The organism is Rhodococcus sp. GQ147, assembly GCF_059759155.1.
The window spans coordinates 85743-98497 of the sequence record NZ_JCAXDU010000019.1; the positions used below are offsets into that span (position 1 = coordinate 85743).

Annotated in this window: 12 protein-coding genes and 1 pseudogene; 6 read left to right on the top strand and 7 right to left on the bottom strand. The window is 68.9% G+C overall.

Annotated features, from left to right (window positions below; translation table 11 throughout):
- Positions 1–65: 65 nt before the first annotated feature.
- The 4 genes and pseudogenes from AC6CID_RS20110 to bla form a co-directional block, all read right to left on the bottom strand.
- The gene (locus AC6CID_RS20110) at positions 66–431 is read right to left on the bottom strand and encodes an FKBP-type peptidyl-prolyl cis-trans isomerase (RefSeq protein WP_039958015.1); all 366 of its coding nucleotides are present in this window, start codon (positions 429–431) and stop codon (positions 66–68) included.
- Positions 432–437: 6 nt separating this feature from the next.
- Positions 438–788: pseudogene (locus AC6CID_RS20115) on the bottom strand (FKBP-type peptidyl-prolyl cis-trans isomerase); the annotation flags it as partial.
- Between the two features lie 50 nt (positions 789–838).
- Positions 839–2137, bottom strand: a complete 1299-nt coding sequence (locus tag AC6CID_RS20120) for a citrate synthase (protein WP_006551650.1) — start codon at positions 2135–2137, stop codon at positions 839–841.
- Between the two features lie 271 nt (positions 2138–2408).
- Positions 2409–3386: a class A beta-lactamase gene (gene bla, locus AC6CID_RS20125; protein WP_232512401.1), complete on the bottom strand. Its 978-nt coding sequence runs from the start codon at positions 3384–3386 to the stop codon at positions 2409–2411.
- Between the two features lie 167 nt (positions 3387–3553).
- On the opposite strand from bla, the gene AC6CID_RS20130 reads away from it, so the two are divergent.
- Both AC6CID_RS20130 and AC6CID_RS20135 read left to right on the top strand, forming a co-directional pair.
- Positions 3554–4429, top strand: a complete 876-nt coding sequence (locus tag AC6CID_RS20130) for a LysR family transcriptional regulator (protein ID WP_064060215.1) — start codon at positions 3554–3556, stop codon at positions 4427–4429.
- Positions 4426–5373, top strand: a complete 948-nt coding sequence (locus AC6CID_RS20135; RefSeq protein ID WP_064060216.1) for a serine hydrolase — start codon at positions 4426–4428, stop codon at positions 5371–5373. The genes AC6CID_RS20130 and AC6CID_RS20135 overlap by 4 nt, the downstream gene beginning before the upstream one ends.
- Here AC6CID_RS20135 and AC6CID_RS20140 read toward each other — a convergent pair.
- Together AC6CID_RS20140 and pdxH are read right to left on the bottom strand one after the other, a co-directional pair.
- Positions 5356–6624 carry an MFS transporter gene (locus tag AC6CID_RS20140; protein ID WP_006551656.1) on the bottom strand — a complete coding sequence of 423 codons (1269 nt, stop codon included), beginning with the start codon at positions 6622–6624 and terminating at the stop codon, positions 5356–5358. The genes AC6CID_RS20135 and AC6CID_RS20140 overlap by 18 nt on opposite strands.
- Positions 6621–7307 (bottom strand): pyridoxamine 5'-phosphate oxidase, encoded by a 687-nt coding sequence (pdxH, locus tag AC6CID_RS20145; protein ID WP_174556313.1) that lies wholly within the window; start codon positions 7305–7307, stop codon positions 6621–6623. Before pdxH ends, AC6CID_RS20140 begins: the two co-directional genes overlap by 4 nt.
- A gap of 184 nt (positions 7308–7491) precedes the next feature.
- Here pdxH and AC6CID_RS20150 point away from each other — a divergent pair, with 184 nt between their 5' ends.
- From AC6CID_RS20150 to AC6CID_RS20165, 4 genes are all read left to right on the top strand, one after another.
- On the top strand, positions 7492–8619 hold the full coding sequence (locus tag AC6CID_RS20150) for a citrate synthase 2 (protein ID WP_094980916.1): 1128 nt from the start codon (positions 7492–7494) through the stop codon (positions 8617–8619).
- 104 nt (positions 8620–8723) lie between these two features.
- Positions 8724–9845 (top strand): phosphoserine transaminase, encoded by a 1122-nt coding sequence (serC, locus tag AC6CID_RS20155; RefSeq protein ID WP_006551659.1) that lies wholly within the window; start codon positions 8724–8726, stop codon positions 9843–9845.
- Between the two features lie 220 nt (positions 9846–10065).
- Positions 10066–10935, top strand: a complete 870-nt coding sequence (gene sepH / locus AC6CID_RS20160) for a septation protein SepH (protein ID WP_024103094.1) — start codon at positions 10066–10068, stop codon at positions 10933–10935.
- A gap of 14 nt (positions 10936–10949) precedes the next feature.
- Complete coding sequence (locus AC6CID_RS20165) at positions 10950–11651, top strand: DUF6928 family protein (RefSeq protein WP_006551661.1); 702 nt, start codon at positions 10950–10952, stop codon at positions 11649–11651.
- 33 nt (positions 11652–11684) lie between these two features.
- On the opposite strand, the gene AC6CID_RS20170 is transcribed toward AC6CID_RS20165, so the two are convergent.
- On the bottom strand, positions 11685–12755 hold a 1071-nt coding region (locus AC6CID_RS20170; protein ID WP_498354363.1), incomplete at its 5' end, for an alpha/beta hydrolase.

The following is a 12755-nucleotide window of genomic DNA, read 5'->3' on the forward strand; positions in this document are numbered from 1 at the left end:
GACGAGGCCCGCAACCCCGGTGGTCTCACCGGTGTTGCGGGCCTCGGATGTCGTTGCAGGTCCGGCTATCCGACGCCGAGCAGATCGATTACGAAGACCAGCGTCTTGCCTCCGAGCGGATGCCCGGAACCGGCCGGTCCGTACGCGAGCTGCGGGGGCACCGTGAGCTTGCGGCGTCCACCGACGCGCATGCCCGGAATGCCTTCCTGCCAGCCCGGGATCAGTCGTCCGAGCGGGAAGCGGACGGAGTCGCCGCGAGCGAACGACGAGTCGAACACATCGTTGGTGTCGTACTCCACGCCGTGGTAGTGCACGTCGACCACGCCGCCGGGCTGCGCTTCGTCGCCGTCACCGATGGTGATGTCCTCGATGACGAGATCGGCGGGCGCCGGGCCGGTCGCCGGCTCGACCGTCGGAACCTCCGGCGGCACCTGCACGGCGAGCAGGTCGATGATGAACACGAGCGTCTTGCCCGACAGGCGGTGGCCCGACCCGGCGGGACCGTAGGCGAGCTCCGGCGGGATGGTCAGCTGGCGACGGCCGCCGACCTTCATACCCGGGATGCCCTCCTGCCAGCCGGCGATCAGACCGGACAGCGGGAAGGTGATGGACTCACCACGGCTCCACGACGAGTCGAACTCTTCACCGGTATCGAACTCGACCCCGACGTAGTGGACTTCGACCTTCGATCCGGGCTCCGCTTCGGCACCTTCGCCGACCACCAGGTCCTTGATGACCAACTGGGTGGGGGCGGGACCCTCCTGGAACTCGATTTCAGGCTTTGTCATGCGTGTCTCCTCGTCGGGATTCGGTCGATCTTTCCGGTCGCTCCGAGGGTTCAGCGCTCCTCGAGGGACGTGTACGGGCGCTCGGTGTAACCGGTGTAGATCTGACGCGGACGGCCGATCTTCAGGGTCGGGTCCGAGTGCATCTCACGCCAGTGCGCGATCCAGCCGGGCAGGCGACCCAGGGCGAACAGCACGGTGAACATGCGGTCCGGGAAGCCCATCGCACGGTAGATCAGGCCCGTGTAGAAGTCGACGTTCGGGTACAGCTTGCGCTCGATGAAGTAGTCGTCCGTGAGGGCGGCCTCTTCGAGCTTCATGGCGATCTCGAGCAGTTCGTCGCCCGCACCGAGCTTCTTGAGGATGCGGTCGGCGGTCTTCTTGACGATCGCGGCCCGCGGGTCGTAGTTGCGGTAGACGCGGTGCCCGAAGCCCATGAGCTTCACGCCGTCTTCCTTGTTCTTGACCTTGCGGACGAAGTCCTTGACGTCGCCGTCGGACTTGTGGATGCCGTCGAGCATCTCGAGCACGGCCTGGTTGGCGCCGCCGTGCAGCGGGCCCCACAGTGCGTTGATGCCGCCCGAGATGGACGTGAAGAGATTGGCGTCCGAGGAACCGACGAGGCGCACCGTCGACGTCGAGCAGTTCTGCTCGTGATCGGCGTGCAGGATGAGCAGCATGTCGAGCGCCTGAGCGATCTCGGGATCGATCTCGTAGGGCTCGGCCGGGAAGCCGAAGGTCATGCGCAGGAAGTTCTCGACCAGCGACAGCGAGTTGTCGGGGTAGAGGAAGGGCTGACCGACCGACTTCTTGTAGGCGTAGGCCGCGATGGTCGGCAGCTTGGCGAGCAGACGGATCGTCGACAGCTCGACCTGCTCGGAGTCGTCCGGATCGAGGGAGTCGGGGTAGTACGCCGACAGGGCGTTGACCGCGCTCGACACGACGGGCATCGGGTGCGCGTTGCGCGGGAAGCCGTCGAAGAACCGCTTGAGATCCTCGTGCAGGAGGGTGTGGCGGCGGATCTTGTCGGTGAAGACCTCGAGCTGCTCCGCAGTCGGCAGCTCACCGTAGATCAGTAGGTAGCTGACCTCGATGAACGTCGACTTCTCGGCGAGCTGCTCGATCGGGTATCCGCGGTACCGCAGAATGCCCTTCTCGCCGTCGATGTACGTGATCGCCGACTTCGTGGAGGCGGTGTTGACGAAACCCGGGTCGAGGGTGGTGTACCCGGTCGCCGCGAGGAGCTTGCCCAGCTCGATACCGTCATTGCCTTCCGTCGCCTTGGCGATCGACATCGTGTGTTCGCCACCGGGGTAGCTGAGGGTGGGGTTGGTGTCATTCTCAGCGGGCACGAAGGATCCCTCTCAAGCTCAGACCTACGAGAAACTTCCGGACATTCACGTAGAACCTAGCCGTAGCGCGGGGTATGCGCTGCGGCAGGGTCCGCCGAAAGTCCCCGATCGGTATGTCGTCCATGTGGGTTCCGAACGCTCGCCCGCACCCTCCGCGACTGCGCCGCAAGGCCGGCACACGCCGATAACCTGCGGCAATACTACCCGGGTCTCACCAAGGTCGTTACGCGGGGATCTGCGCGTATCCGGCGCCCCACGCCGGACACTGTACTCACGGCACAGCGAAGAGTGCGTCGACCAGCACGGCGGTGGTCTCCGCGACGGGCGCGCCCTCGAGGGGTGCGTCGGGGTCGCCGGTGGTCGAGTCCGACAGGATCGCCAGCAGCAGCGGTTGCCCGTCCGGCGACCACACCACCCCGGCGTCGTTCACCGTCCCGTGATTGCCCCCGCCCGTCTTGTCCGCCGACGTCCATCCCGGCGGCAATCCCCCGCGGATCCGGGTGTCCGAGGTGGTGGTGGCGCGCATCCAGCCGAGCAGTGTCCGCTGTTGCGGCGCGGGCAACCCCGCGCCGAGGAGCACCTCCCGGAAGCCGCGAGCGAGTCCGGCAGCGGTGGTGGTGTCGCGCTCGTCGCCCCGTGCCGCCTCGTTGAGTTCGGGTTCCCAGCGGTCGAGCCGGGTGGTCTCGTCCCCGACGGAACGGGCGAAGGCGGTGACGGCCCCGGGTCCGCCGATCCGTTGGAGCATCAGGTTTCCGGCAGTGTTGTCGCTGCGGGTGAGCGCGGCCTCGCACAGCCGGTCGATCGGCAGTACGCGCCCCTGATGTTCCGAGGTCACCGGCGAATTGACGACGATGTCCTCCGGGTCGATCGGGAGGGTCTCGTCGAGACGGAGGGATCCTTCCGCCTCGAGTCGCAGGATCGCGGCGGCGGCGTAAACCTTGAACGGAGAACAGATCGCGAACCGTTCGTCGGCCCGATAGGTGTGGACGCGCCCGGTCACCGGCGACTGCGCGACCACACCGAGCCGCACGGCGTAGCGGTCCTCGATCTCCCGGAGACGCTCGTCGACACCGGCGGCGAGCAGATGTGTGCCGGGTACCGAATCGGCCGTCGTCGACGGCCCCCTGGCGACCGGACCGTCCGGCGACCCGCAGGCCGCCGCCGCGGCGACGGAGGACAGGGCGAGGGCGGAGTGGAGAAAACCCCTGCGCGACAATCCTTTCCGGTGCAGTGAATCGGTGGAAGTCATGCCGACAGGACACCACCGACGGGAGTCGCCCCGCCAATACCCACCCGCCGTCCGCACGAGTCGGAAGAACTATCGCCGCTGTTGGAGGCGGGGACGACGGACGGGATCCGGCCGCGCGACACGCCGGGTCGGTGAATCGTCCGCCCGTGCTGATTGAATCCCCTGCCATGGACCTGATCCGCCACCTCCGGTTCTTCGTCACCGTCGCGGAGGAAGGACACTTCGGCCGGGCCGCGGCGGTGCTCGACATGACGCAACCTCCTCTGTCACAAGGACTTCGGAAACTCGAGCAGCATCTCGGTTCCGAACTCGTGCATCGCACCAGGCAGGGAGCGGTCCTCACGCCCGCCGGAGCGGAACTGCTCCCCCGCGCTCGTCTCCTCGTCGACGACGCCGATCGTTTCCTCGCCGAGGCCGGGCGCGTCGCCCGCGCCCGGGGTCTTCTGCACTGGGGTGCCACCCGCGTACTACCCGATCGCCTGGTCACCCTGTGCGTCACCGTTCTGAGCAGACGCGGTGAGGCGACGGTGGCGACGCGTTCCGCGAGCACGGTCGAACTCGTCGACGCTGTCCGCTCGGGCATGTGCGATCTCGCCGTCGTCGAGCATCCGACTCTGACCGAAGGACTCGAGGCCGGCCCGGTGGTCAAACTCCGGCGATGGCTGGTCGTGCCGGCCGACCACCGCAGCGCCCGCTCCGACCGGCCCCGTCTGCCGATGCTCTCCGACCTGACGTTCGCCGCGCCGCCGCGGACGGGGAACCCGGCGGCCTTCGACGCGGCGCAGGATCTGCTGCGCGAACGCGGACTCGATGTCGAGACCACCCCGGCGGCGGACGACCGCGCGGTGCTCGCCGCCGTGGCCGCCGGTACCCACTTCGGGATGTCGACCTCACCGCCCGGCTCGGTGCCCGGCGTGGCCTGGCTGGACTGGGCTCCGTCCGCGCTGGCCCTGCGGGTGCGCATCGTGCGACGTGCCGACGCCGACGTCGGTGCGCACGTCGACGCCCTCGACCGCGTGCTGTTCAAGGAACGCGTCCGGTGAAAGGCGGGGAACGGCGAGACACGGCGGTCGACCGGATCCGCGCGGTGTTCGCGGATGCCGGGTGCACGGGATGGCTGCACGCCCGCCGGTGTTCGGATCCACGTGCGGCGACGCTGTCGGTGCGCGGGGACGAACGCGTGGTCCTCGCGTCGGTGTACAAGCTTCCGCTGTTCCTCGCGTTCTGCGCGGAGGTGGACGCCGGCCGACTCGACGCATCCGGTCAGCTGCGGATCGTGCCGTCGGACTGCACCCCCGGCCCGACCGGGATCGCGAGCTTCCGGGATCCGGTGACGATGAGCCGACGCGACGTGGCCGCATCGATGATGACGGTGTCCGACAACGCGGCGGCCGATGTGCTGCTCGGCGAGATCGGCACGACCACCGTCGAGGAACTCCTCGCGCGCCTCGGACTCACGCGGACCCGGATCATCGGTGGCACGGCGGACGTCTATCAGCGCCTCGTCGAGGAGACGGACACCCGCACCACCGTCGAGGCGTTCCGGGCGCTCACCGACATCGACGCGGCCTGGACGGTCTCGGCGTACGACCCGGCCTACACGAGCGCGACCATCCCGGAGGAGATGACCCGGCTGCTCGAGACCGTGTGGTCGGGCTCGGTGCTCTCGCCCGAGAGCACCGCCTTCGCGCAGCAGGTGATGCGCGCCCAGGTCTGGCCGCACCGCATCGCGTCGGGCTTCCCGCATCGCGGGGTCGCGATCGCCGGCAAGACCGGCACGATCGGCATCATCCGCAACGAGGTGGCGGTCGTCGAGTTCCCCGGCGAGTATCCGATCGCCGTCGCGGTGTTCACCCGCGCCGCCCGCGCGGATCCCGTACTGCCGGTCGTCGATGCAGCGATCGGTGAGGCCGCGCGCATCGCCGTCACGGAGTTGCGTGCTCCCTTGCCGTGCGACTCCGCAGGCGCGTCATCCGAGAGTGCGTGAGACCCGGTAGCGCACGAAGGCCGGGAAGGCGACGACGCACACGAGCGTGCCGACGATGACGAGGACGCCGCCACCGGCAGCCGCGACGGCCGTGCCTGCGGCCGCTGCGGCGGCGCCGTGGAGCACGTCGCCGATGCGCGGTCCGCCCGCGACGACGACGATGAACACGCCCTGCAAGCGGCCACGCATCTCGTCGGTGGCGACGGTCTGCAGCATCGTCGAGCGGAAGGCCGCGGACACCATGTCGACCGCCCCGCCGAACGCCAGGAAGAACAGGGCGACCCACAGCAGCAGACCGCTGCCGTCGGGCTCGGCCCACCACACCGCGACACCGAAGCCGACCATCGCCACGCCCCACAGGACGATGCACACGATCACGGCGAGACCCTGGCGCTGCACCCGCGGCAGCCATCCGGAGAAGACGCCGCCGATCACCGCGCCGACCGACATGGCCGCGAACAGCAGACCGAGGGCGAAGCCGCCCTGCGCCGGATCGCCGAACGACTCGTGGGCGATCTGCGGGAACAGGGCGCGCGGCATCCCGAACACCATGGCGACGATGTCGACGACGAACGACGCCAGCAGGATTTTCTGGCCCGACAGGTACCGGAAACCGTCGAAGACCGCGCGCAATCCGGCCTTGGTGACCTCACCGAGCGGCGGAATCGCCGGGAGTCGGACCACCGCCCACAGCGTGGCGAGCAGGAAGATCGCGTCCAGCAGGTAGAGGGTGGACAGACCCACGACGGGAATGAGAGCGCCGGCGAACAACGGACCGGCGATCGCCCCGAACTGCACGACCGTCATGTTCAGCGAGGTGGCCGCCGCGATCTGCCCGACCGGCAGCAACCGCGGGATCACCGCCGCCCGGGTGGGCTGGTTGACGGCGAAGAACGCCTGCTGCACCGAGAAGAGACAGAGCAGTACCCACACGTTGTTCAGACCGATCGCGGCCTGCGCCCACAACAACAGCGACGTGACACCGAGACCGGTGGAGGTGACGATGAGCAGTTTCCGGCGGTCCATCGCGTCGGCGAGCGCTCCACCCCACAGGCCGAACACCACGAGCGGCACGAGTCCGAACACGCCGGTCAACCCCACATAAGCGGAGTTCCGGGTGATCTCGTAGATCTGCTGGGGTACGGCGACGACCGCCATCTGCGCACCGATGACGGTGACGATCCCGGCCCACCACAGCCGGGCGTAGTCCTTGTTGCGCAGCGGTGTGGTGTCGGCGAGCAGGCGCCTCACGGTTGCAGACGCTCGGCGATCCAGCGACCGTCCACCAGGCGGGTCCGGATCCGGTTGTGCAACCGGTTGGGTCGTCCCTGCCAGAACTCGACGGACTCGGGCACGATGCGGAATCCACCCCAGAACGGCGGCACCGGGATGTCGTCGTCGACCTCGTAGCGCTCGGCGGCATCGACGAGGGCGTGCTCGAGATCGGCGCGCTCCGCCACCGGACGCGACTGCTGCGACGCCCATGCGCCCAGGCGGGATCCGCGCGGCCGCGTCTGCCAGTACGCGAGGGTCTCCTCGTCGGGCACGCGCACGACCGGCCCGCGTACGGTCACCTGCCGGTAGACGGGCAACCAGAGGAAGGTCGCCGAGGCGTAGGGGTGCCCGGCCAGATGGCGGCCCTTGTCGGACTCGAAGTTGGTGAAGAAGGTCAGACCGTCGGCGTCGATCTTCTTGCACAGCACGGTGCGGGTCGCCGGGTGGCCGCGCTCGTCGACGGTCGCGAGCACCATCGCGTTCGGCTCGGGCACCGCGGTGGCGACCGCGTTCGCAAACCACGTACGCACCAGCGGAAGCCAGCCCTCGGCGACATCGCCGGGGGTGAGATCGCGGTCGGCCGGGGACTCGTCGGTCGGCCCTGCCGGGCTGTAGTCGACACGCATACGCGCGAGGTCGTCACCCTCGGGGCGCGGCAACGGGAAATCGGACGGCACGAACGACGACGGTACTCCCGGCATCCGGGCGGCGACGCTCGGACCACGGGGGCTACAGTTTTCCCGACGACCCGAGTGGGGCGCCGATCACACCTGACGGTGACCTCATTCCACCGGCAGCGCGGCTCGGACCGGGCCGTGCTCGAACGAGGAGAGCCCAACCGTCATGGCAGCGCGCGCGTCAGTTCCCGAGGATTTCGTCGCAGGACTCGAAGGCGTGGTCGCCTTCACGAGCGACATCGCCGAGCCCGACAAGGACGGTGGCGCACTGCGCTATCGCGGGGTCGACATCGAAGAGCTCGTCGAGAAGGGAGTGACCTTCGGCGACGTGTGGGCCCTGCTCGTCGACGGCGAGTTCGGTCGCGGTCTGCACCCGGCCGAGCCGTTCCCCCTGCCGATCCACACCGGCGACGTGCGTGTCGATGTCCAGGCCGGTCTGGCGATGCTCGCACCCATCTGGGGCTTCCGTCCGCTGCTCGACATCGACGATGCGACCGCCCGCGACAATCTCGCCCGCGCCGCGGTGATGGCCCTGTCCTATGTGGCGCAGTCCGCCCGCGGCATCTACCAGCCCGCCGTGCCGCAGCAGCGCATCGACGAGGCGAGCACCGTCACCGAGCGCTTCATGGTGCGGTGGAAGGGCGACCCGGATCCCAAGCACGTCGAGGCGATCGACGCCTACTGGGTGTCGGCGGCCGAGCACGGCATGAACGCCTCGACGTTCACTGCCCGGGTCATCGCCTCGACCGGCGCGGACGCGGCCGCCTCGCTCTCCGGCGCGGTCGGCGCGATGTCGGGCCCTCTGCACGGCGGTGCCCCCGCGCGCGTGTTGCCGATGATCGAGGAGACCGAACGCACCGGCGATCCGCGCGGTCTGGTCAAGGGCATCCTCGACCGCAAGGACAAGCTCATGGGCTTCGGTCACCGCGTCTACCGCGCCGAGGACCCCCGCGCCCGGGTGCTGCGCAGCACCGCCCAGCGGCTCGACGCTCCGCGCTTCGAGGCGGCGGCCGCGCTCGAGCAGGCCGCCCTCACCGAGCTGCGCGAGCGTCGTCCCGACCGGGCGATCGAGACCAACGTCGAGTTCTGGGCTGCGGTGATCCTCGATTTCGCGGAGGTCCCCGCGGCGATGATGCCCGCGATGTTCACCTGCGGACGGACCGCCGGCTGGTGCGCCCACATCCTCGAGCAGAAGCGTCTGGGCAAGCTCGTGCGTCCCGCGGCGATCTACACCGGCCCCGATCCGCGCCCTGCCTCCGAGGTCACGGGCTGGGATTCGATCACGCATCGCTGATGCCTCTTCCTCTGCCGGGCCGACCAGCGCCCGGCGGGGGTTCCGAGGGGGCGGTCTAGACTGCCTGTGCACCATGTCCCTCGACTCTTAGGACACGCATTCCGATGGCAGACGCGTCACCGATCATTCCCGCCGACCTCAAGCCCGCAGACGGCCGCTTCGGCTGCGGCCCGTCCAAGGTTCGTCCCGAGCAGCTGCAGTCGCTGGTCGATGTCGGCGCTTCGGTGTTCGGCACCAGCCACCGGCAGAAGCCGGTCAAGGACGTCGTCGCCCGTGTCCGCTCGGGTCTGCGCGACCTGTTCTCCCTGCCCGAGGGCTACGAGGTCGTCCTCGGCAACGGCGGCACCACCGCCTTCTGGGACGCTGCGGCCTTCGGTCTGATCCGGGAGCGCTCGCAGCACTTCACCTACGGCGAGTTCTCGTCGAAGTTCGCGACGGTCGCGAAGAAGAACCCGTTCATCGGCGATCCGATCGTCGTGGGTTCGGAGCCGGGCTCGGCTCCGGAGATCGTCGCCGACGCATCGGCCGACCTCATCGGCTGGGCGCACAACGAGACCTCCACGGGTGTCGCGGTTCCGGTGCAGCGTCCCGCCGGTTCCGACAACACCCTGATCGCGATCGACGCGACCTCGGGTGCCGGCGGCCTGCCGGTGAACATCTCCGACACCGACGTGTACTACTTCGCCCCGCAGAAGTGCTTCGCCGCCGACGGTGGCCTGTGGATCGCGCTGATGAGCCCGGCAGCGCTCGAGCGTGTCGCCGAGATCAAGGAATCGGGTCGCTTCACCCCCGAGTTCCTGTCGCTGCCGATCGCCGTCGACAACAGCAGCAAGGACCAGACCTACAACACCCCGGCACTGGCCACCCTGCTGATGTTCGCGAACCAGATCGAGTGGCTCAACGGCAACGGCGGTCTCGACTGGGCCGTGGCGCGCACGAAGGATTCGTCCTCGCGCCTGTACGAGTGGGCCGAGGCCTCCGAGTACGCGACGCCGTTCGTCGCCGATCCGTCGCTGCGTTCGCAGGTCGTCGGCACCGTCGACTTCGCCGACTCCGTCGACGCGGCGAAAGTCGCGAAGATCCTGCGGGCCAACGGCATCGTCGACACCGAGCCGTACCGCAAGCTCGGCCGCAACCAGCTGCGCATCGGTATGTTCCCGGCCATCGATCCCGAGGACGTCACGCAGCTGACCAAGTGCATCGACTGGGTCGTCTCCCAGCTCTGAGTACGCCGCACAGCGGGGCCGGGTCCGATGTCGGATCCGGCCCCGTTGTTGTCATAGTCTCGACCTCGCATCGAGACATTTCGGCGAACCCTGGACGATAACGCGCCGCGTCGGATTTCTTGCGATGTCGCTCGGCGTGGCGCGGCGTGTCCGGCCACGAAAAATATCCAGGTCGGTTACAGTCGGGCGGGTCAATCGCGATCGGCGCGAGGAGGTCAAGGTGCGAGAGCTTCGAGTGGTCGGTCTCGAGCCCGATGCTAAGCATGTGGTGCTCGCCGATCCCACGACGGGGGACAAGTTCCGCATTCCCGTCGACGACACCCTGCGCGCGGCCGCTCGCGGAGATCTGGCCCGTCTCGGCCAGATCCAGATCGAGACGACCAGCCAGCTCCGCCCTCGCGAGATCCAGGCCCGCATCCGCGGCGGCGCCTCGGTCGAACAGGTGGCCGATGAGGCCGGCGTCCCGGTCGCCAAGGTTGAACGGTTCGCCTATCCCGTCCTGCTCGAGCGGTCCCGGGCCGCCGACATGGCCAAGAAAGGCCATCCCGTCCGCCCCGACGGTCCCGCCGTCGAGACCCTCCACGAGATCGTCACGCAGGCCTTCCGCGCTCGCGGGCACAGCCTCGACGAAGCCGAGTGGGACGCCTGGCGCGACGACGAGGGCTTCTGGGTCGCGCAGTTGCGGTGGCACGCCGGTCGTTCCACGAACCGCGCGCACTGGCGCTACCAGCCCGACGCTCACGGCGGCACGATCACCGCGCTCGACGACATTGCCGCCGATCTCGTCGATCCCGATTGCGGCCGTCCCCTGCGCTACCTGACCCCGGTCTACTCGGCGCGCGACGTCGACGATTCCACTGAGGTGGAGAACGCCGACCGTCACGCCCCGATCGCGCTGGAGGCTCCCGCTTCCGATGAACCGGCTCCGGAGCCGGTCGCCGACGAGGAGACCACCGTCGCCGTCACGGTGCCCGACGACGCCGATGCATCGCGCGCGTCGCAGGCTCCCGCGAAGGACAAGCGCGGCAAGCCCGCGCTCCCCTCGTGGGACGACGTGCTGCTCGGTGTGCGCAGTAACGGACGCGTCTGAGGAAGTCGTCGACGATGTCGGCGACAGTGTCGACGCTCTGGTACGTCGACGCACCCGATCCCGTAGCGGTGCTGCGCGAGTTCTCTCCGGACCGCGATGCGGCGCGAGCACTTCTGTCGCGTCTGTTCCCGGAGTTCCAGGTCGATCCCGGCGCGCGGGTACCGCTCGCCGACGCCGGGGGCACCGGCGAGGACGATGGCGCCGAACAATTCCGGGTCGGTAGCTATCCCGGTGTGACGGTGGTGTCGAGCCCCCGATTCGCACTACGCCACCCCTCGGAGCTGCCCACGATGTGGTTGCGCACGCCCGCCGCCGAACGCACGTGCCTGCTGGCATCCGATCCGGCCGGTGCGTGGGGATCGTTCGCCGTGTGGGAGTGCGGCCGGCTGCGCCGCGGCTTCGGAGCGAACACCGTCGAGTTCTTCGAGGACCAGGGAATCCCGTTCGTATGGGAGCGGCCGTTCTGGGCGGGCGAGCATCCGCTCCGCTGGCCGCCGAACGTACCCCCTCCCCCGGAGTCCCTGCCCTTCCACCCTCGCAAGCTCGTCGAGGAGGCCCACGGGGCGTGGCTCGGGTTCCGCTATGTCGGGCGCCGCGACGACGAACTCGACCCACGGAACATCGACACCTGGAGTTTCACGCTGCGCACCCCGGTCCCGCAGATCTCCGTCCCCGCACCGAAGACCTCCTGGTGGCGGCGACTCGCGGCGCACTGACGTGCCGTCGAGCGACGCTCCCGGTCGGACTCGTCACTCCTCTGCTCCGACAATGAATTTCACCTCGTCGATGTCGTCGGGCGTGATCTCCGGGGATTGCAGGACGAGAGCCCAGGCGTCGACGTACTCGGTGCTGTACCTGTGGCCGTGCCCGGCCGGGACACCCGTGGAGAAGGGCAGATCGGCCGTGACCTGCCAGAAGGTCACGAACGGGATCCACACCATGTCCTCGAGCACGTCGCGGCCGGGGGCTTCGCCGATCCAGTCCGGCTCACTCGTGATCAGGTGCGGACTCCACCAGACGATCGGGTCCGACGGGTGCATCAGATACAGCACCCGACTCCCCTCCCACGGCTCGTCCGTCGGCGGGATCTCCGCCTGTGGGTCGTTCGTGAACCGCACCGTGCGGCCGTCCCGGAAGACCGGTTCGATCTCGGGGCTGCCGGCCTCCCGGCGATCGCTGAACTCCCGGAAGAGGACGTTGAAGTTCGGAGGTCCGGCGAAGACCGTGCCCGACGTGCGATTGCGCAGGTCGTACTCGCCGCTGAAGGCGGTCTCCCCGCCGAACGAACCGAGGCTCTCCCCAGCCACGAGCAGTCGGGGGCGGGCGTCCTGGGGAAGCTTCGACCAGACGTCGTAGACCGCGTCAAACAGGTCGCGTCCGGCTTCCCGCGCCTTCGACTGATCGACGAGATAGGAGATCCACGAGGGCAGATAGGAGTACTGGATCGCGACCGTCGCGACGTCGCCGCCGGTGAGGTACTCGACGGAGTCCACCAGGGCAGGGTCCACCCAGCCGCTCCCCGTCGTCGTCACGACGACCAGGTTGCTCCGCTCGAATCCTCCTGCCCGGGTGAGGTCCTCGACAGCGAGGGACGCGCGATCCTCGGTGTCGTCCGCCGATGCCAGGCCGGCGTAGATCCGGATCGGTTCGAGGGCAGGACCTTCGGTGAACTCACCGAGTTGTTCGGTGGTCGGCCCCTGCCCGACGAAGATCCGCCCCTGCCACCCGAGAGAATCCCACGGAACGAACGAATCCGGTCCACCGGAGCGGAGTGCGGTCGTCGGTTGCTGCACACCTTCCTCGGTTCGATAGTGCCCCGT

Bases quoted from the DNA above. Each gene is read 5' to 3' on its own strand.
- bla (WP_232512401.1), bottom strand. From the start codon at position 3,386: ATGACTTCCACCGATTCACTGCACCGGAAAGGATTGTCGCGCAGGGGT.
- AC6CID_RS20130 (WP_064060215.1), top strand. From the start codon at position 3,554: ATGGACCTGATCCGCCACCTCCGGTTCTTCGTCACCGTCGCGGAGGAA.
- AC6CID_RS20150 (WP_094980916.1), top strand. From the start codon at position 7,492: ATGGCAGCGCGCGCGTCAGTTCCCGAGGATTTCGTCGCAGGACTCGAA.
- serC (WP_006551659.1), top strand. From the start codon at position 8,724: ATGGCAGACGCGTCACCGATCATTCCCGCCGACCTCAAGCCCGCAGAC.
- AC6CID_RS20165 (WP_006551661.1), top strand. From the start codon at position 10,950: ATGTCGGCGACAGTGTCGACGCTCTGGTACGTCGACGCACCCGATCCC.